Here is a 19,152-nt window from a genome sequence, read left to right as displayed (position 1 = left end):
ATTTCCTTTTGACTCTCTTAAAGATATAGAAGCTTGAGAAATCATTTGGGTCGTACCCATACCTATAGTAGAAAGATTACTTCCTGATATTAATATATCTTTACCATCATTTTTGATTAAAGATAAACGACCATAATTTTCATAGTCTTTTTTCATAACTCCTGCTCCAGGACCCATGTTACCTTCTATTTTAATCCCTCTACCATCTCTTGAGGTTAATACAAGTCTACCATTAGCATCTTTAGAGGCTTCTACTCCTGTAGTATCTTTAACTGAGTTAATTGCTGAAATCAAGGCTCCATTTTCATCACCATCTTTATACTCAACCTCACCAATTTTTACCCCATTAATAGCAAAATTTTGATCTGTTTTGCCTGCTTTAATATTGCCAACACCCGTAGTTTCAACTAAGAAATTTGCTCTAACACCTGTAATATCAGAAACTCTATTAATCTCTTCAGCTAAAGCTCCAAGTCCTGTTCCTACTGAAGTAGAAATTACCACAGGTTGGAATTTAAAATCATCTATACCATTATAGTTTTTAATAGTAAGTTGAGCTATACCACTATCTTTAGCTTGTGAGCCTGTTTCAAACCTAGTTACACCTATTTTAGAACTTTGAGTTGAACCAATACTTGCTTTGATAGATTGATTTGACTGTGCACCTACTTGGAATTCTTGATTTACAAAACCACCACTTAACAACTGCTTTCCGTTAAATGAAGTTTGATTTGCAATATTATCAAGTTGCTCCATCAAACGATTAATATCAGCTTGAAGCATATTTCTTGTTTTAGTAGTTTGTCCATCTTGTGCTGCTTGAGTAGCTTTTACTTTGATAGTATCTAAGATTTTAAGCTGCTCATCCATAGCCTTATCAGCTGTTTGTAAAATACCTAAAGCATCATTACCATTGCTTATAGCTTGACCTAAAGTATTAGCTTGCGATCTTAAGCTATCTGCTATAGCCATACCTGAAGCATCATCTGCTGCAGAGTTGATTCTAAGACCTGAACTTAATCTGCTTAGAGAGCTATCTAATGCTCTTGAGTTTAAATTTGCGTTGTTTTGAGCATTTAAAGATGCCACATTAGTATTTATACGAAATCCCATTTTAAATCCTTTTAAATAAATTCAACCGCTTCCATGCAGTTGTTTAAGCTATATCGAAAAAATGATAAAAAAATTTATACTTTTAAGATATTTTTATATTCATTTATAGAATTTTCTATACTTGCTAAACTTAACGCTGCAATTTCTAAAAATATCTTTAAAAAATCTACATAACTTGATAAAGCATTTTGAGACTCTTGATATAAACTCACATTAAAAAAAGCTCTATAATAAAACAATGGTTTATACATAAAACTTTGTAAAATTTTTGCATTATCTAATAAATCATTAAAATCAAAAATAAACTTTGATACTTGCTCATCAAAAACTGCGTTTTGATTTTGCAAAATTACTAAAAGATCTTTTGCTTTTTGATGTAAAGCATTTAACTCTAAATAATCTTTTTGTAAAATTTCCAAAGATTTTTTTAATAATTTTTCTTGCCTATTAATACTTAAAACATTTGGAAATACATAATCTTGTTTTTTATCTTTATATAGTGCTAAAACCTTTTCAAAAGGTATCTCTATGGTATAATCTATAAAAGCTCCACCTTCTGTGGCATTATAAAACTTAACATTAGGATGAGATAAAAATAAAACTTCCAATCTTTTTCTAAATTCATCCCAGCCTATATTTGTTTGAATAAACCCTTTCTTTCCATAAGACAAAACATTTAATTTAGTAGCATCGTGTTGAGCTTTTTCCTCATCACGAAAAGTAAAGTTAGCTGCATCTGCGTGAGATTTTCCACTATCACTAAAAGCCAAATCTTGTCCTATCATGATTACATTAGTAAATCCCAAAGCTATAGCAAAATTATAAGCAAAATGAGCCACATTGATACCAATATCTAAATAACCAAAATCATTTAAATTAAATTTTTGTTGATAATCTAAATTTTTTAAAATAAAAATTTTTGGATTTTTATTTTCTAAAATTTGCATTAAAGCTTTATCTACAGCAGCATTTATAATATAAATGGGTTCTTTTTTACTTTGTGGTAAATTTTCATAAAAACTTGCACATTCTTCGTAAATATCCATAGAAAAAACAAAATCAGGATAAATTTCATTCTTAAGTAAAGTCTTATAAGTAGCATCTAAAGCAAATATCACATAATCATCTTGACAAGTTTTTAAAAGCTTAAGTTGTTTATTTAAAGAAGGACCTGCGCACACCACAATAACACTTTTATTTCTTCCTTTATTTTCATAAATAAATCTTTGAAAAGGAATGTTTTTTAAGACTAAAGGTATGTTAGATAAAAATTGTTTATAAATTTTAGCATCCATAGTAAAACTTGTATCAACATTTCCCACCACTCTTTTTATCACATCTAAACATTTGTGATACACAAAATCAAATATAGGACTATTGTTATAAAATTCACTATAAGGCAAAAGTTTAAAAAGCCCTAAATACTCAAAACAATCTTTTTGTGAAAAAAGCAAAACAAGATACTCTTCTAATCTTTTCTCTTCTACATCACAAAGATATATTTTTCCGCTTGAAAGCTCTTGACTCAAATCCATCTTGCTTAAAACATTAGCAAAAAATTCTGCTTTATCAAAAATAAAAATATGTTTATTAATAAGCTTTTTTAAAAAAAGTCCATCTCCTATACCGCAAAAAAATATATTAGGTTTTATTAAATCATCTTTTGAAGGCACAAAGGGTGTTTGACTTGGAAAGATGTCGATAAATTCTTCTTTTAAAGATAGAATTTTTTCTTGTAATGGTTTATTGGTAAATTCTAAAGCTTGTAAGTTTTTTTGCAAAAACATTTTATATCCTATGAAATTAAATTATAAAAAATTATATCATTAATTGCATTTTATTTAAAAATCCATCTAAGCAAAAAATTTAACTTTTTTTTATACACTTTTACTAATTTTAATCCTTATAAGGAAAATAATGAAAAATTTAATCATAGTAGAATCACCTGCTAAAGCTAAAACCATAGGTAATTTTCTAGGTAAAGACTATGAGGTAATAGCTTCTAAAGGCCACATTAGAGATTTACCTAAAACTAGCTTTGGTATAAAAATAGAAGATGAAAATTTTAAACCAGAATATAGAATTTCAAATGATCATTCAAGTTTAGTAAAAGAACTCAAAGAAAAGGCTAAAAAAGCTAAAACCATCTACCTTGCAACCGATGAGGATCGTGAGGGTGAAGCCATAGCTTATCATATAGCTAAGGCTATTAATAAAGATGAAAATTCCCTGCCACGCATAGTTTTTCATGAGATTACTAAAAGCGCTATAGAAAATGCTTTAAAAAACCCAAGATCTTTAAATGTAAATAGTGTCAATGCTCAACAAACTAGACGCTTACTTGATCGTATAGTAGGCTATAAATTAAGTCCTTTACTAAATCAAAAAATCCAAAAAGGCTTAAGTGCAGGGCGTGTGCAAAGTGCGGCTTTAAAAATCATCGTCGATAGGGAAAGAGAAATAAAAGCTTTTACTCCTTTAAAATACTTTAGTATAGATATGATTTTTGAAAAAGACTTGCAAGCTGAATTAGTCGAATTTCAAAATCAAAAGATAGAAAAACTAAGTCTAACTAACGAAGATAGAGCCAAACTCATCTTTGAAGCTTGCAAAAATGCTAACTTTAAAATAAAAGATATAGAAAGTAAAGATAGAAAAATAGCTCCACAAGCACCTTTTATGACCTCAACCCTGCAACAAAGCGCGAGCAATCGCCTAGGTTTTAATCCTAAAAAAACCATGATGATTGCCCAAAAACTTTACGAGGGTGTAAAAACCCATCAAGGTATTATGGGTGTGATCACTTATATGAGAACTGACAGCTTAAACATCGCAAAAGAAGCTTTAGAAGAAGTAAGAAAACTCATCAAAAATGATTTTGGCAAAGAATACTTACCAAGCAAAGCAAATATTTATACCACTAAAAGCAAAGGCGCTCAAGAAGCACACGAAGCCATAAGACCGACTAATCTTAGCTTTACTCCAAAACTTGCAAGTGAATTTTTAGAAAAAGATGAAGCAAGATTATATACTTTAATATATAATCGCTTTTTAGCTTCACAAATGAATCCTGCTATATCTCAAACTCAAAATGTCTATGCAAAATCAAACGAAGCAAGTTTTAAAATAAGTGGTAGAAAAATTTTATTTGATGGGCATTATAAAGTATATGGAGATATGGATAAAGATAAAATTTTACCTAATTTAAAACTAGAAGATATACTAAATATACAAAATATAGAATTAAACTCGCATTTTACCGAGCCACCTTCAAGATACTCTGAAGCTGGACTTGTTAAAAAGTTAGAAAATCTTGGCATAGGACGCCCTTCTACTTATGCTCCAACCATCTCTTTACTTAGTGCAAGAGAATATGTGCGTATAGATAAAAAGCAAATCATACCTAATGAAATAGCCTTTGTTGTAACAGAAGTTTTAGAACAAAACTTTAGCGATATAGTAGATAGTGATTTTACTTCTAAAATGGAAGATAAACTTGATATCATTGCAGAAGGCAAAATGGACTGGCAAGAAGTTTTAAGAGAGTTTTATTTTCCTTTTATGAGAAAAATTGATGAAGGTAAAAAAAACATAAAAAGCCAAAAAACTTTCACAAAGCTAGATGAAACCTGCCCTGATTGCGGTGGAGAGCTTGCTATAAGAAAAGGAAGATATGGAGAATTTATAGCTTGTTTAAATTTTCCAAAATGTAAATACTCAAGAAATTTAAAACAAGAAACACAAAATGAAGAAAAAAGCGAGAAAAAACTCAATACCATAGGCGTGAAATGCCCAAGCTGTCAAGAAGGCGAGATCGTGGAGCGTTTTTCTAAGCGTGGTAAATTTTATGGATGTAGTGCTTATCCAAAATGCAACTATATAAGCAAATACAAACCAAGTGAAGAAAAATGTAGCAAATGTAGCGAAACTTTGATTATCAAAGAGCTTAAAAAAGGCACATTTTTAGAGTGCTTAAAATGCAAAATCAAAAAGGAAATTTAATGCAAATCATGCTTTGTGCTATATCTAATATAGCAAGTGGAGGGTGCGGGGAAGATTGTAAATACTGCACTCAAAGCGCTCATGTAAAAACTAATATCAACAAATACAAAAGAAAAGATATAGATCAAATTGTTTTAGAAGCTAAAATAGCTAAGAAAAACGAGGCTTTAGGTTTTTGTTTAGTTACAGCAGGTGCTGGACTTGATGATGAAAAACTTGAGTATGTGTGCAAAGTAGCTCATGCGGTGCAAAAAGAAGTAGAAGGACTTTTACTCATAGCTTGCAATGGCATAGCAAATTTAGAACAACTCAAAGAATTAAAAAAAGCAGGAATTTTTTCTTATAATCATAATCTAGAAACTTCTAAAGAATTTTTTCCAAACATATGCTCTACGCATACTTGGGAGCAAAGATTTCAAACTAATCTTTATGCTAAAGAAGCAGGTTTAATGCTTTGCTGTGGCGGAATTTATGGTCTTGGAGAAAGTGAAGCTGATAGAAAAAGTTTTAGAACAAGTTTAAAAGAGCTTGATCCTTTTTCCTCACCTATTAATTTTTTCATACCAAATGAAAATTTAAAGCTCAAGCAAAACTTATTAAATGCTGATGAGGCGTTAAATATCATCAAAGATACTAAAAAAGACTTACCAAATGCACATATCATGGTAGCAGGTGGTAGAGAAGTAGTGCTAAAAGAAAGACAATATGAAATTTTTGACGCAGGAGCTAGTGCTATAGTAGTAGGTGATTATCTTACAACTAAAGGCGAAGAACCTAGCAAAGACATACAAAAACTAAAACAAATGGGATTTAGCTTTGCTAGCTCATGCCATTGATGCTCAAGCTGCTACGGATTTAAAAATTTTATTAGTCGTAGCAGGATGTTTGCTTACATCACCTTATATTGCTAAATTTTTAAAACTCCCACTTTCAGCTACTGAAATTATGCTTGGCTCTTTTATAGGATTTTTAGGTTTTATAGGAGAAAGTGAGAATTTTAAGCTTTTGGCTAATGCAGGATTTTACTATCTTATGTTTATAGCAGGGATGGAAATCAATCTTAAAACCTTTTTAAAAACCGAAAGAAGCTTACTTAATAAAGCTTTTATTTACATCATACTTTTATATGTTTTTAGTGTTTTAGCGGTTGAAAGTATAGATATTTCTTATATTTTTGTCATTATCATACCTGTTATGAGTGTGGGTTTGCTCTCAACGCTTTATAGAGACTTTGGGAAAAACTGTGAATGGCTTAATGTATCCATGGTGGTAGCCACTTTAGCTGAAGTTGTAAGCATAGTTTTACTTACCATAGCTGCGGCATTTTTGGGAAAAGGTGCTGATCTTTTCTCACTCACTCAAAATTTATTATACCTAGTGGGATTTTTAGCACTTTGTATTTTTGGATTTAAATTTTTAGAAGTGCTTTTTTGGTGGTATCCACAACTTAAAACTATACTCATGCCTTGGCAAGATCAAAACGAAAAAGATATAAGATTTTGCATGGCAATTTTCATAGCCATAGTTGCAATTATGATTTATTTTAAACTTGAAGTTGCACTTGGAGCTTTTATAGCGGGTTCATTTATAGCTACTTTTTTTGATCATAAAAAAGACTTAGAGCATAAACTTTCTAGTTTTGGTTATGGCTTTTTAATCCCTATATTTTTCATTTATATAGGTTCAAGCTTTAAACTCCAAATGCTTTTAAACCCTCAAGTTTTAATCATAGCTTTTTCACTAACTATCTTTATGATAGGACTAAGAATACTTTGTGCTATGACTTTTGTAAAAATACTTGGTTTAAAAAATACCTTTTTATTTGGCTTAAGCCATTCTATGCCACTAACCTTACTTATCGCAGTAGCCACGCTTTCTTATCAAACTAATATTATCACTCAAGATATATACTCAGGATTAGTGCTTACTGCTTTACTTGAAGCAATTTTAGCTATTAGCTTAATAAAATTTATCAATAATCTTAGTAGAAAATAACTCTACTAAGTATTTATTTTCACTTGCTATAATTTTCTTATGAAAAATTTAGACACACTTTTAGAATTAGCCTTAAAAGCAGGCAAGGAAGCCTCTAAGGTATTGCTTGAATATAAAGACAAAAATACCTTATGGCTTAAAGATGATGATTCCCCGGTAGGTTTAGCTGATATAAAATCTAATGAAGCTATTAGTGAAATTTTAGCTTCAAGCGATATAGCTATATGCTCTGAAGAAAATATACTTTCTTATGAAGAAAGAAAAAATTTAGAGTATTTTTGGCTAATAGATCCTCTTGATGGCACTAAATCTTATGCTAAAAAAGATAAAGAATATTGTGTTTTAATCGCATTAATCCATAAAAACACTCCTGTGCTTTCGCTTATAGGCGATGTGGAAAATAATGCGTTTTATTATGCACATACCCATACTAAAGTTTATAAAAATAATGAAATTTTAAATCTTAGTCTAGAGCAATACGAAAAGGTTAAAAATATAGCCCTTTACTCTAAAAACCATGATAATAATGAAGATTTTTTTATTCAAAATCATCTTGAAGGCATTAAGGTTTCATCTGCTTTAAAGTTTGTATATTTACTTGAAGCAAAAGCTGGAATTTACCCGCGTTTTGGTGGCCCAAAAGCTTGGGATATAGCTGCGGGAGATTTTTTAGTCAAACAAAATGGTGGAATTTTATACGATTTTGATAAAAAGGCCTTAAACTACAATAGTCCTGATTTTAAACTTCCAAGTTTTATAGCTTTTGCTAAGAATGAATTTAAATTAAAAGGTTTTTAGTGAGATTTTTTTTGGTGTTTTTGTGTTTTTTAAGTGCTATTTATGCCAATTCTTTTGCAAATAAAAAAATCATCAAATTACAAAACAATGATGATTTTAATATCATCAATCTTGATCAAGATATAAATTATGATAAACTCTCACACATTAACACCTTAGCTTTAGTGCCAAGCTATGAAAAAGAATATAATTTTTATTTTTCAAATTTAAAAATCGATGCTAAAAGCATGGCAAAAGACACACTAAAAGCATTAAGTGCTATTTTAAATGAGCAAAATAATTTTGCCTTACTTAGTCAAAAAGAAAATCAAACTTATATCAATAGCCAAAATATCTTACAAACAAATAAAAATTTCATCGATGCAAGTGAGTTTTTAGAATTTAATCGTTTCAAAAAGGCTGATTTTATTATTTTGCTAGATTTAAAAAGCATTCAAGCAAACCAACAAAATTTCTTGCTTTTTTCCAATTTTGAAGTCAAAGCCGACATAGAATACAAACTTTTTAATGCCAAAATAAAAAAACTAAAAGATCATAAAATCCTTACTATCAATACTCAATTTAGCACAAATGATAAAAATAAATCTTATCAAGAATTAGTCCATGAAATAGCTAAAATTGTTTATGAAGATATTAAAAATACTATATAATTACCACTTCTTCTTCTAAAACAATCCCAAATTCTTCAAAAACTCTTTTTTTAGCAAGCTCTATCAAAAATAAAGCATCATCAAAACTAGCATGTTTTTTATTGATTAAAAAATTTGCATGTTCATTGCTAAACATCGCATCATTTTTGCTAAAACCTTTAAGATTAACTGCTTCTATCAACCTTCCTGCATGATCGTTTTTGGGATTTTTAAAAATAGAGCCAAAGCTAGCACCTTTGGGTTGATTTTTTCTTGCATTTTTTAAAAGCTCATCTTTAACTGAGTCAAATCCATATTCTAAAAAAAACTTCGCGCTAAACATCACTTCTTTAATAGGATTAAACCTATAAGCAAAAGCAATATTTTGTTTTAAAATTTCTTGATTAAAAGTGCAAATACTAATTAAATTTTTGCTAATATCCTCATCTTTTAATCCTGCATTCATTTTTAAAATACCGCCCAAAGTCCCTGGGATATTTTTTAAAAACTCAAAGCCTTTTAGGTTATTTTCTTTAGCAAAATGATACATTTTAAAAGATTTCACACTAGAGCCTATCTCTAAAAACATGCCTTTTTCATTTTGCTCTAAAATTTTAATATAATCAAAACTTTTCCCTAAAATTCCAAGTTTTTTGGGTTTTGGAGAGATTAAAAGATTATTTGCCCCACCTATTAAAAAACCATCAAATTCGCAAGGCTCTTCAAGTGTTTGCACTTCAAAGCTCTCACCTATACGCACAGAAGAATACTTAGAAAAATCAATAATCATCTAATAAAGCTTGGAATTTGATTTAAAATATTAGTTGTAAAATCAATCATAGAACTTATCATCCAAGGCATTAAAAATACTATTACCACAACAACAAGTAAAATTTTTGGCACAAAAGAAAGCGTGGCTTCGTTAATTTGCGTTACAGCTTGAAAAATACTTATAATAAGCCCTGCAATAAGCCCTGCTAAAAGCATAGGTAAAGAAAGCATAAGTGTGATTTTAAAAGTTTGTACACCCAAGGCTACTAAAGTACTTTCCATATTTACTCCTTAAAATTTAAATTCTATCAAGAATTTCTAAATTCTTCATACTCACTAGGGATAAGATAATCTTTACTTTTCATTAACTTCTCATAAAATCCATGATTATATCCAAGCTCAAAAAGCTTATCTATGGCATTGTATTGTTTATCATTCATATTAATAGAGTTTTTATTTGCATATAAATTTAAATACACATCAAGTTTTTGTGCATCAACGCGTATTAAATTACGCTCTAAAAGCATGGAGGCTAAGATTTTTCTATTATGATCGGCCACTTCTACTGCTTTAATCAAATCTTTTTCAACTGCTATTGCATCACTAAGCGGTAAAGATCTTCTAAGGGCCATACCACCTAAAGGTAAAGGTAAATCATTTTTTGCTAATTCTTGCCAAATATCCCAAAGTTCAGCCTCAACACACAAACTAGAATCAAATTCTAAAATGCTCTCATGTATAAGCACTCCCGCATCAACTTCATCTTCTAAAACAGCCTTTTCAATCTCTAAAAAATTCTTATAAATTATTCTAGCTTGTGGATATTTTATGCGAAAGATTAAAGCATTAGTAGTGTGTGCTCCACTTAAAGCAACTTTAAAATTTGGCTTTAATTTTTTATTCTTTTTCTTAATAAGCTTTGGCCCATAACCCTCACCAAAACTCACAGCAGTTTTTAATAAAGCATATTCACTAGCTATTAAAGGATAAAGTGCAAAAGATATCGCACTAACATCGTATATATTTTCTAATGCAAGCTCATTTAAAGTTTGTATATCCAAGGCTGTATTTTCATACTCATAAGCATTTCCAACCCAACCAAATTTAATCGCCATATACATAAAAATATCATCAGCATCAGGAGAGTGCGCTACGCTAATTTTTTTATTCATTTTTTTCCTTAAAAATCTAAAAAAGTATTTTAGCAAAATTCAAAATAAAAACTTATATTAAATTTCTTTTTGATACAATTTTAAACATATTATAAAAGGATTAACAAGCATGGATGATAATAAAAGAAAATCACTTGATGCAGCCTTAAAAAGTCTTGATAAAACCTTTGGAAAAGGCACTATTTTAAGACTTGGCGATAAAGAAGTTGAAAAAATTGATTCTATTCCTACAGGTTCTGTTGGACTTGATTTAGCTTTAGGAATTGGTGGGGTTCCAAAAGGAAGAATTATAGAAATTTATGGACCTGAAAGTTCAGGTAAAACTACACTTACCTTACACATCATAGCAGAATGTCAAAAAAAAGGTGGAGTTTGTGCGTTTATTGATGCTGAACACGCTCTTGATGTAAGATATGCAAAAAATTTAGGTGTTGATACAGAAAATCTTTACATCTCTCAACCAGATTTTGGAGAACAAGCCTTAGAAATCGTTGAAACTATAGCAAGAAGTGGAGCCATTGATCTAATAGTGGTAGATAGCGTTGCTGCACTTACTCCAAAAGCAGAAATTGAAGGTGATATGGGAGATCAACATGTAGGTCTTCAAGCAAGATTAATGAGCCAAGCTTTAAGAAAATTAACCGGTATCGTTCATAAAATGAACACTACTGTAATTTTCATCAATCAAATTCGTATGAAAATAGGCATGATGGGCTATGGCACTCCTGAAACAACTACCGGCGGAAATGCTTTAAAATTTTATGCTTCAGTGCGTTTAGATGTAAGAAAAACAGCCACCTTAAAACAAAATGATGAGCCTATTGGAAACCGCGTTAAAGTAAAAGTGGCTAAAAACAAAGTAGCCCCTCCTTTTAAACAAGCTGAATTTGATGTGATGTTTGGTGAGGGTGTAAGTCGTGAAGGCGAGCTAATAGATTATGGTGTAAAACTTGATATTATTGATAAAAGTGGTGCATGGTTTTCTTACAAGGCTTCTAAACTTGGTCAAGGTAGAGAAAATGCTAAAGCCTTTTTAAAAGAAAATCCAGCTATTGCAGATGAAATTACTCAAGCTATACAAAACTCAATCGGTATAGATAGTATGATTTTGGGCGCAAAAGAAGACGATGAAGGAGAAGAATAATGTTGATTATTGAAGATTTAAGAGCTTTTGAAGTTTTAGATAGTAGAGGCAATCCTACCATTAAAGCTGAAATCATGCTAAGCGATGGCAGTGTGGGTAGTGCTATCGTTCCAAGTGGTGCAAGCACAGGAAAAAAAGAAGCTTTAGAATTAAGAGACAATGATGAGAGATTTGGCGGAAAAGGTGTTTTAAAAGCTATTGAAAACATCAATGGCACCATAGCTGAAAACATTATAGGGCTTGATGCGTTTAATCAAACTCAGCTAGATAATACTCTTTTAGAACTTGATGGGACAAAAAATTATTCCAACCTAGGAGCAAATGCAACTTTAGGAATTTCTATGGCAACAGCGCGTGCTGTTGCTAATGCACTAGGCGTACCTTTATATCGTTACTTAGGTGGAGCAAATGCAAGTGTATTACCTGTGCCAATGTGCAATATCATCAATGGCGGTGCGCACGCAAACAATAGTGTAGATTTTCAAGAATTTATGATTATGCCTTTTGGTTTTTCAAGCTTTAAAGAAGGATTGAGATCAGTTTGTGAAATTTATGCAGTATTAAAAAAAGAACTAGCTAATCTAGGTCATTCTACTGCTTTAGGCGATGAGGGTGGTTTTGCACCAAATTTAGCAAACAACACTGAACCTCTTGATCTTTTAATGACTTGTATTAAAAAAGCAGGCTATGAAAATAAAATCAAACTAGCACTAGATGTAGCAAGTAGTGAGCTTTATAAAGATGGTAAATACCATTTAGAGGGTAAAGTTTTCTCAAGTGAAGACTTGATTGCTCGCTATGAAGAATTATGTGCTAAGTATCCTATTTTTAGTATTGAAGATGGTTTGGCTGAAGATGATTATGAAGGTTGGATTAAACTCACTCAAAAGCTTGGCAATAAAATTCAACTTGTGGGTGATGATTTGTTTGTAACTAATGAAGATATTTTAAGAGAAGGTATCATGAAAAATATGGCAAATGCTGTATTGATTAAGCCTAATCAAATCGGAACAATCACTCAAACTATGAGAACAGTAAGACTAGCTCATAGAAATAATTACAGATGTATTATGAGTCATAGAAGCGGGGAAAGCGAAGATGCTTTTATAGCTGATTTTGCAGTAGCGCTTAATACAGGACAAATCAAAACAGGAGCTCTAGCAAGAGGTGAAAGAACAGCTAAATATAATCGTTTGTTAGAAATCGAACTTGATAATGATGAGTATTTAGGAGATAAACTCTGAGTGATTTATTAAAAGAGTATGATGAGCATTCTAAAAAGAAGGAGGCTCGTCATCATCTAATAAAAACTATTGCATTATCATTTGTAGCTATTATTGTTGCTATGTATTTTGGTAATATGTTTTTTGGCAAATCCTCTTTAGATGTTTTATTATCGCTTAAAGAGGAGCAAAAAATTTTAGAGAAAAACATAATAACCTTAAAAGCTAAAAATGCCCAAGCTCAAAAAGAATACCTACAGCTTTTAAGACTTAAAGGAGAAAATTCGCATGAGAATTAAATTTTTTTTACTATTTTTATTATCCTGTGTATTTTTAAATGCAAAAGATAATCCTTTTGACAATAACTCAGAACAGCAAAACACCGAGTTTGTAAAACTTAGTCCTTTTCAAAGACAGGATTTTACTTTTAATTCTGATGCAAGAATTTTAAAAAATATTACTATTACTTATATTAATCTTGATGGCTCTGAAGAGCAAACTACTCTAGATATATACAAAAGTATCAATTGGCATGATACTTACTCATTTATAAAAGCCAAAAGTCCAAATGCCACACCTATACTTGATGTTTCTGTTACTGTGCCACAAGAACAAGGGGTAAAAAACACTAAAACAGAAGAAAACAATACCACTTTAAACATTGAAACACCAATTTTTAGTGGAAATATTTATAATTTTATTTCTATTAGCTTTTATAATAATAAGATTAATATCAAAACCGAAGATAGAATGCTAAGACATTTATCTATAGGAGATCCAACTAAAATCATTATAGATTTTGCTAAAAAACAAAATTTCAATACAAAAACTTTACAAGTTAATACTGCTCATGTTAGAAAAGTTGTATTTGGATCACATAAAGGATATTATCGTTTGGTAATTTATCTTGATGGAAAATATAGTTATAAATACTCTCAAGGTGAAAATTTACATACCTTTAACTATCGCTAAGAGTTTTTAAAAACTCTTAAGCAAATCTGTGATCATAAATAATCATTTGAAATCTTTGAGCTATCATTTTAGCTCTTTCTATAATAATACTTCTTGGTTCATCTTCGAAAACTTCTTGCAAACTCTCATCAAATAGATTAAGCCAAACATCAAAAAATTCTCTTGGAAATGAAGGTAATTCATGATGAGCTCTCAAAGGAGAACCGCTATAACTTGGATCACCTAAAAACATCCCTGCCCAAAAACTTGCTATTTTTTCTTTATGTTTTTTCCAACTCTCATCATCTATACCAATTTTTTCATTAAAAATAGGCCCTAAATCCTTGTCTATTCTAACTTTTGCATAAAAAACATCCATAAGTTTTTTTATACCCTCATGATTAATAGTTTCAAATTTCATACTTTTCCTTAAAAAATAATTTTGGCTTATTGTATTAAATTTAGAAATTAAAAATATAAACAAAAGTCAATTTTTAGTATAATCATAAAAAAACAAATTTAAAGAAAAAATATGACTTATACTATTTTACCACCCAATCAATTCTTGGATAATTATATTTTAAATATACAATTACACCAATTAGCAAATATTTCCAAAAATGCTTATAAATTTTGGAAAAATGTTCAGGCAGCACGCTATCAAGGCACAAGAGTGGTATTTTTACATAAAAAAAGTATTTTACAAAAACACCAACATCTTATACAAAAATGTGAAAATCTAAGTGGCTTTGTATTAGCAAGTGCCTTTTGCTCATTTACTACTTTAGCTCCATCACATTTGGTAGAAAAAAATAATTCTCAAATTTATAAAATCTTAGATATAAAAGAAGTTTGTGGGGTTAAATTTGTAAATTTAAAGGCATTTTATGATTTTTTAAATTTAGATTATAGTTATAATATTTATATCGAAAAATGCCATTTTTTCAGTCCTACTCCTTTGGAAAAACGCATTAAAATCACTGAGAGTATGTGCGTTGGGTATTACTAAGATATTTAAATATCAAAGCACAAGCAAGCGAAATTATAGCCATAGTAAACATATAAAATCCTAAAGAAAAACGAACAATATTTTCTAAATTTCCCAAAGCAATAGTGTGTAAAAATAAAGCAAGTTGCGGAGTAAACCCACCAGCTATTGCATAAGCTATATTATAAGAAAAACTAAGCCCTGAAAATTTAACCTTAGCATCAAATACCTCACTCATCATCAAAGGACAAAAATTCATCACTCCGGTAAAAAAGCAAGCGCTTAAATAGTACACACTCACTAAATTAAAATCAGGTGTTTTAGTATAAAGAGCGTTAAAATAAAATAAACAAGTTAAGAAAAATCCTAGCGAAAAAATCATACAAGCTTTTACTATACCTATTTTATCAGCCAAAATTCCACTTAATATACAACCAATTACAAGCAAAACTATACCAAACATTTGTATGTAAGTTTGAAAGCTTGCATCAATATTTAACATTTTTGCCATAAAAGAAGGTATAGTTAAAATCATCACAACAATACAAGCCGTCAAAACCCAAGTTATCAACATAGAAAGTACAACGCCCAGCTTAGCTTTTTTAAATACTTCTTTTAGAGGGAATTTTTCTAAAGCCTTATCTTTTTTCATTTGTTCAAAAACAGGTGTTTCTTGTAAAAATTTACGCAAATAAGCAGAAATAATCCCAAAAATTCCTCCTAAGAAAAATGGAATTCTCCAGGCCCATTCATAAAGTTCTTCTTGTGTAAAAAGCTTATTCATCATTAAAAATACAAAACTTCCAAGCAAAATTCCACCTACTACAGAAGCTGTTAAAAATCCAAGATAAGTGCGTTTTTGTCCATTTGGAGCATGCTCAAAAACAAAAACCCAAGCACCAGGTAATTCCCCACCTATAGCTATACCTTGACAAATCCTTACAAATATTAAAAATACTATACATAAATATCCTATGCTTTCATAAGTAGGTATAAAAGCAAGCATAAAAGTTGGCACAACCATCAGTAAAATACTAAGCATAAACATTTTTTTACGACCAAATTTATCGCCAAAATGTGCCATGATTATACCACCAAGTGGTCTAGCTAAATATCCTGCGGCAAAAATTCCATAAGTATTAAACATTTTCCAAAATGGACTTAAATCTTCAGGAAAAAAATTTTTAGAAATATAACTTGCAAAAAATACAAAAATGATAAAATCGTAAAATTCTAAAGTCCCTCCCAAAGAAGAAAGACTCAAAACTTTTATGTCTTTTTTAGTAAGATTTTTACCCACGATTAATCCATCTCATAAGTATCATCATCACTATAATCATCATCGTATTCATAATCATCATCATCATAATTATATGATCTTTGATTATTTGCATAAGTATCATCATCTGCTTCATCATACATTTCATCATCATAATTTTCAAATTCTTCATCATCATAAGCCATTGCAAATCCTTTAAAATTTTTTAGTAGTATTTTAATATAAAAATATACATTTTGGTATAATTTTTCAAACTTTACTTAAGGAAAAATATGAATTTAACGCATTTAGATGAAAAAAATCACCCCAAAATGGTAGATGTAAGTCAAAAAGATATTACCCAAAGAGAAGCTTGTGCAAGCGGTAAAATATACATGAGCAAAGAAGCATTTGAAGCTATCATTGAAAACAAAGCTAAAAAAGGGCCTGTTTTGCAAACTGCCATCACAGCAGCCATAATAGGAGCTAAACAAACTTCAAATCTTATCCCAATGTGTCATCCTTTAATGATCTCAAAAGTACAAACCCATATAGAAGAAAACAAAGAAGAATGTTCTTTTCAACTCTTTGTAACCGTAAAATGCGAAGGAAAAACAGGGGTTGAAATGGAAAGCTTAACAGCTGTTAGCATTGGGCTTTTAACTATTTATGATATGGTTAAAGCTATTGATAAAAGTATGCAAATTACTGATATAGTTTTAGAAAGCAAAGAAGGAGGAAAAAGTGGTAAATATCTGCGATCTTAAAAAAGAACCTATTATAAACTACCCTACTTTTTGGGATTATAAAGTCGTTTTTGAAGCTGAAGTTGATGCTTTAGAAATTTTCACCCAAATACTCAATGAAAGAGAATTTAAATATAAAATCTCAAATACTAGCAAACAAGGAACATATAAAAGTTATCTTTTAAGTGTTTATGTCGATAGTAAAGATGATCGTTTAAATATTTTTAATCAATTAAAAAGTAAAGCGAAATTTGTATTATAAAAAAGGAAAAATATGAAAAATTTAGCCATAATTTTTGAAAATTCTCTCTTAGCTTGTGAAAAAAATGAAATTCCAAACTTAATTAGTGAGCTTGTTTTTAATCTAAGTTATAAAAAAATTAGTTTTGAAAATACTAGCAATGAAGAGCTTTTTGCTATCTTTTCTAAAGTATTAGAAAAACTTGGACTTATAAATGAAGAAAATATTTCCAAAATAATCCAAGGTATTATTAAAGCTAGAGTTGAAGAAGATAAAAAAGCATTTTTTGTTTATATTAACGAATATGGCAAATTAAAAGTAAAAATAGAAGAACAAAAAAACACCATTAAACATAAAATTTGCGATAACTTTTTTGATTTAGAAAAGACTTTAAAAGATTTAAATTTAAATGAATTTAATATAAGTATCAATGATGCAATGCTTTATGATATAGAAATACTAGGCCTTTTAAAAGAAACTGCCGAGAGTGCTTTTATCACAACTTTAGAAAAAGGTGAAAACATAGAACTTACATCTTGTGAAATCGCTAAAAACCTTGTATTTAATGCAATTTGTGAAGGAAGCTTTGAAAAAGAAAGAATTTTAAAAATATCCCAAGTAGTTTTAAATGCTGCTTTTGAACTTGCTAACGAATCAAAGGCTTTTGCTTATGATTTATGTATAGGAAGTATTTATGGGACACAAGAAGGAATTTCTTTGGCGATTGAAAAATTTAAATCAAGCTTTGCATATAGCGCTTTAGAACATGATTTAAAAAATAAAGAAAAAGAGCTTATAGACATAGAGCAAGAATTTATCCAAATGCTTAAAAAAATATCATTAGAATTTAATAATCCCGTAAAAGATATACTTAAAGATTTATTAGAAAATAAATTTGACACTTTATTTGCCAAATTTAAACGCTTAATACAAGAAAACAGAGAACAAATTCTTATCAAAATTAATGAAATTAAACAAAATCCAAAAATTGATGATTTTAGCAAGCTAGCACAAAGCAAACTCAATATCTTAGCTAAAGAGTTAAATGAACTCGAAAAACTCGCAAGCCATAAATATAAAAATTTAGATAAAAACAATGCAAAAGAATTGGGAGTGAGATTGTGGGAAAAAGCAAAAAAATTAATTAAAAAAAATATTAATTGATAATTAATTTTTAAAAATTAAAATTACAAAAATAAAATACGGAGGAAATTATGTTTAACACTTTGAAAGTTAAATTGTCTTTAATGGCAAATTTTTTCACTGCACTAAGTTTGATTATTTTAGGTGTGTTAAGTTTTTACTTTACCAAAACATACCTTTATGATAATGAGCTAAAAAGGCAAAATGATATTTTACAAGTTGCTCGAACTTCTTTAGAAACATTTCGAAAGCACAATAGTGATTTAATTTTAAATTTGGAAAAAACAATTTTGGAATTTCCATATGAAAAATTAAATTCCGAACAAGCTTTGATAGATAATGTTGGCTCTATTTTAAAATCATATAGAAAAGCTTCTGGAGTTTTATCTGCTTTTATAAGTTTAGATAATGGAGAAAATCTTGTAAGTAATGATACTAGTGATAAAAATAATAAAAATATCGAAATTTATGGACAAAATATCAACTATGATGCTAGAACTAGACCATGGTATATTGGAGCCAAAGAAAATAAAGATATTTTCATCACTTCTCCTTATATTGATAAAGCAACAAATCAATATGTAATAACATATACTAAATCTATATATAAAAATGGTAATTTTGTAGGAATTATTGGGGTTGATATTCCAGTAAAAGAGCTTCAAGAAAATTTTGAAAATATGCCTGGTAATAGCTTTTTATTTGATGAAAATGGAAAGATATTTGTTGCTAAAAACAAACAGTTATTAGATCCATCGGTAGATCATGGACCGGTATTAAATGCACACAAACAAAATGGTGATTATTCTTTCTTTGAATATGGATTAAAAGGAAAAGAAAGACTAGGTATATGTGCTAAAATATCTTCTTACCTTGTTTGTAGCACCGAAAGTGCTGATGTTATAAATGAGCCTATTTTCAAAACAGCAACAATACAAACAATTGTTGTAAGTATCATGGTTGCCTTAAGTGTTATCA

Annotated in this window: 22 protein-coding genes; 14 read left to right on the top strand and 8 right to left on the bottom strand. The window is 29.6% G+C overall.

Going from position 1 to position 19,152, the window contains the following annotated elements; all coding sequences use genetic code 11:
- Both L8W56_RS08080 and L8W56_RS08075 read right to left on the bottom strand, forming a co-directional pair.
- Positions 1 to 1,113, bottom strand: a 1,113-nt coding sequence (locus L8W56_RS08080) for a flagellin hook IN motif-containing protein (protein ID WP_263659945.1), incomplete at its 3' end; no start/stop codon positions are given.
- A 74-nt stretch (positions 1,114 to 1,187) separates the two neighbouring features.
- Positions 1,188 to 2,900 (bottom strand): motility associated factor glycosyltransferase family protein, encoded by a 1,713-nt coding sequence (locus L8W56_RS08075; protein WP_263659944.1) that lies wholly within the window; start codon positions 2,898 to 2,900, stop codon positions 1,188 to 1,190.
- A 130-nt stretch (positions 2,901 to 3,030) separates the two neighbouring features.
- Between L8W56_RS08075 and topA the strand changes: the two genes are divergently transcribed.
- From topA to L8W56_RS08050, 5 genes are read left to right on the top strand one after another with little or no spacing between them, the layout of a single operon-like run.
- Complete coding sequence (topA, locus tag L8W56_RS08070; RefSeq protein WP_412175529.1) at positions 3,031 to 5,115, top strand: type I DNA topoisomerase; 2,085 nt, start codon at positions 3,031 to 3,033, stop codon at positions 5,113 to 5,115.
- Positions 5,115 to 5,951 (top strand): biotin synthase, encoded by an 837-nt coding sequence (locus tag L8W56_RS08065; protein WP_039627786.1) that lies wholly within the window; start codon positions 5,115 to 5,117, stop codon positions 5,949 to 5,951. The genes topA and L8W56_RS08065 overlap by 1 nt, the downstream gene beginning before the upstream one ends.
- Positions 5,932 to 7,110 carry a cation:proton antiporter gene (locus L8W56_RS08060; RefSeq protein ID WP_133319939.1) on the top strand — a complete coding sequence of 393 codons (1,179 nt, stop codon included), beginning with the start codon at positions 5,932 to 5,934 and terminating at the stop codon, positions 7,108 to 7,110. Before L8W56_RS08065 ends, L8W56_RS08060 begins: the two co-directional genes overlap by 20 nt.
- 39 nt (positions 7,111 to 7,149) lie before the next feature.
- Positions 7,150 to 7,908 carry a 3'(2'),5'-bisphosphate nucleotidase CysQ gene (locus L8W56_RS08055; RefSeq protein WP_263659943.1) on the top strand — a complete coding sequence of 253 codons (759 nt, stop codon included), beginning with the start codon at positions 7,150 to 7,152 and terminating at the stop codon, positions 7,906 to 7,908.
- Positions 7,908 to 8,558 (top strand): hypothetical protein, encoded by a 651-nt coding sequence (locus tag L8W56_RS08050; protein WP_263659942.1) that lies wholly within the window; start codon positions 7,908 to 7,910, stop codon positions 8,556 to 8,558. Before L8W56_RS08055 ends, L8W56_RS08050 begins: the two co-directional genes overlap by 1 nt.
- On the opposite strand, the gene L8W56_RS08045 is transcribed toward L8W56_RS08050, so the two are convergent.
- From L8W56_RS08045 to L8W56_RS08035, 3 genes are read right to left on the bottom strand one after another with little or no spacing between them, the layout of a single operon-like run.
- A complete protein-coding gene (locus tag L8W56_RS08045) occupies positions 8,551 to 9,327 on the bottom strand; it encodes a UDP-N-acetylmuramate dehydrogenase (protein WP_263659941.1) in 777 nt (258 codons plus the stop codon). The genes L8W56_RS08050 and L8W56_RS08045 overlap by 8 nt on opposite strands.
- Positions 9,324 to 9,590 carry a flagellar biosynthesis protein FliQ gene (gene fliQ / locus L8W56_RS08040; protein WP_012660903.1) on the bottom strand — a complete coding sequence of 89 codons (267 nt, stop codon included), beginning with the start codon at positions 9,588 to 9,590 and terminating at the stop codon, positions 9,324 to 9,326. The genes L8W56_RS08045 and fliQ overlap by 4 nt, the downstream gene beginning before the upstream one ends.
- A gap of 26 nt (positions 9,591 to 9,616) precedes the next feature.
- Positions 9,617 to 10,480, bottom strand: coding sequence for a menaquinone biosynthesis family protein (locus L8W56_RS08035; protein WP_263659940.1), 864 nt, complete (start codon positions 10,478 to 10,480; stop codon positions 9,617 to 9,619).
- 109 nt (positions 10,481 to 10,589) lie between these two features.
- On the opposite strand from L8W56_RS08035, the gene recA reads away from it, so the two are divergent.
- From recA to L8W56_RS08015, 4 genes are all read left to right on the top strand, one after another.
- The gene (recA, locus tag L8W56_RS08030; RefSeq protein ID WP_087700900.1) at positions 10,590 to 11,624 is read left to right on the top strand and encodes a recombinase RecA; all 1,035 of its coding nucleotides are present in this window, start codon (positions 10,590 to 10,592) and stop codon (positions 11,622 to 11,624) included.
- Positions 11,624 to 12,868 (top strand): phosphopyruvate hydratase, encoded by a 1,245-nt coding sequence (gene eno / locus L8W56_RS08025; protein ID WP_263659939.1) that lies wholly within the window; start codon positions 11,624 to 11,626, stop codon positions 12,866 to 12,868. The genes recA and eno overlap by 1 nt, the downstream gene beginning before the upstream one ends.
- A 101-nt stretch (positions 12,869 to 12,969) precedes the next feature.
- Positions 12,970 to 13,146, top strand: a complete 177-nt coding sequence (locus tag L8W56_RS08020; RefSeq protein ID WP_259443318.1) for a hypothetical protein — start codon at positions 12,970 to 12,972, stop codon at positions 13,144 to 13,146.
- The gene (locus L8W56_RS08015) at positions 13,136 to 13,819 is read left to right on the top strand and encodes an AMIN domain-containing protein (protein ID WP_133319946.1); all 684 of its coding nucleotides are present in this window, start codon (positions 13,136 to 13,138) and stop codon (positions 13,817 to 13,819) included. Before L8W56_RS08020 ends, L8W56_RS08015 begins: the two co-directional genes overlap by 11 nt.
- A gap of 16 nt (positions 13,820 to 13,835) precedes the next feature.
- Here the strand turns inward: L8W56_RS08015 and L8W56_RS08010 are convergent, their stop codons facing one another.
- Entirely contained in the window at positions 13,836 to 14,219 is a 384-nt protein-coding gene (locus L8W56_RS08010; RefSeq protein ID WP_263659938.1) for a group III truncated hemoglobin, read from the bottom strand.
- Between the two features lie 111 nt (positions 14,220 to 14,330).
- Here L8W56_RS08010 and L8W56_RS08005 point away from each other — a divergent pair, with 111 nt between their 5' ends.
- Complete coding sequence (locus tag L8W56_RS08005; protein WP_263659937.1) at positions 14,331 to 14,807, top strand: cysteine permease; 477 nt, start codon at positions 14,331 to 14,333, stop codon at positions 14,805 to 14,807.
- Here the strand turns inward: L8W56_RS08005 and L8W56_RS08000 are convergent.
- Positions 14,776 to 16,086 (bottom strand): MFS transporter, encoded by a 1,311-nt coding sequence (locus tag L8W56_RS08000; protein WP_263659936.1) that lies wholly within the window; start codon positions 16,084 to 16,086, stop codon positions 14,776 to 14,778. The genes L8W56_RS08005 and L8W56_RS08000 overlap by 32 nt on opposite strands.
- 2 nt (positions 16,087 to 16,088) lie before the next feature.
- Positions 16,089 to 16,250: a highly acidic protein gene (locus tag L8W56_RS07995; RefSeq protein WP_133319950.1), complete on the bottom strand. Its 162-nt coding sequence runs from the start codon at positions 16,248 to 16,250 to the stop codon at positions 16,089 to 16,091.
- 87 nt (positions 16,251 to 16,337) lie between these two features.
- Here L8W56_RS07995 and moaC point away from each other — a divergent pair, with 87 nt between their 5' ends.
- The 4 genes from moaC to L8W56_RS07975 form a co-directional block, all read left to right on the top strand.
- The gene (moaC, locus tag L8W56_RS07990; RefSeq protein ID WP_263659935.1) at positions 16,338 to 16,811 is read left to right on the top strand and encodes a cyclic pyranopterin monophosphate synthase MoaC; all 474 of its coding nucleotides are present in this window, start codon (positions 16,338 to 16,340) and stop codon (positions 16,809 to 16,811) included.
- On the top strand, positions 16,789 to 17,052 hold the full coding sequence (locus tag L8W56_RS07985; protein WP_133319952.1) for a DUF493 family protein: 264 nt from the start codon (positions 16,789 to 16,791) through the stop codon (positions 17,050 to 17,052). The genes moaC and L8W56_RS07985 overlap by 23 nt, the downstream gene beginning before the upstream one ends.
- A gap of 12 nt (positions 17,053 to 17,064) precedes the next feature.
- Complete coding sequence (locus L8W56_RS07980) at positions 17,065 to 18,195, top strand: hypothetical protein (protein ID WP_133319953.1); 1,131 nt, start codon at positions 17,065 to 17,067, stop codon at positions 18,193 to 18,195.
- A 50-nt stretch (positions 18,196 to 18,245) separates the two neighbouring features.
- On the top strand, positions 18,246 to 19,152 hold a 907-nt coding region (locus L8W56_RS07975; RefSeq protein ID WP_263659934.1), incomplete at its 3' end, for a cache domain-containing protein.

It is taken from the genome of Campylobacter sp. IFREMER_LSEM_CL1085 (genome assembly GCF_025772235.1).
Classification (GTDB): Bacteria; Campylobacterota; Campylobacteria; order Campylobacterales; family Campylobacteraceae; genus Campylobacter_D; species Campylobacter_D lari_D.
Note: the sequence above shows the minus strand (reverse complement) of the source record. Positions and strands in the feature narration are given on the sequence as shown.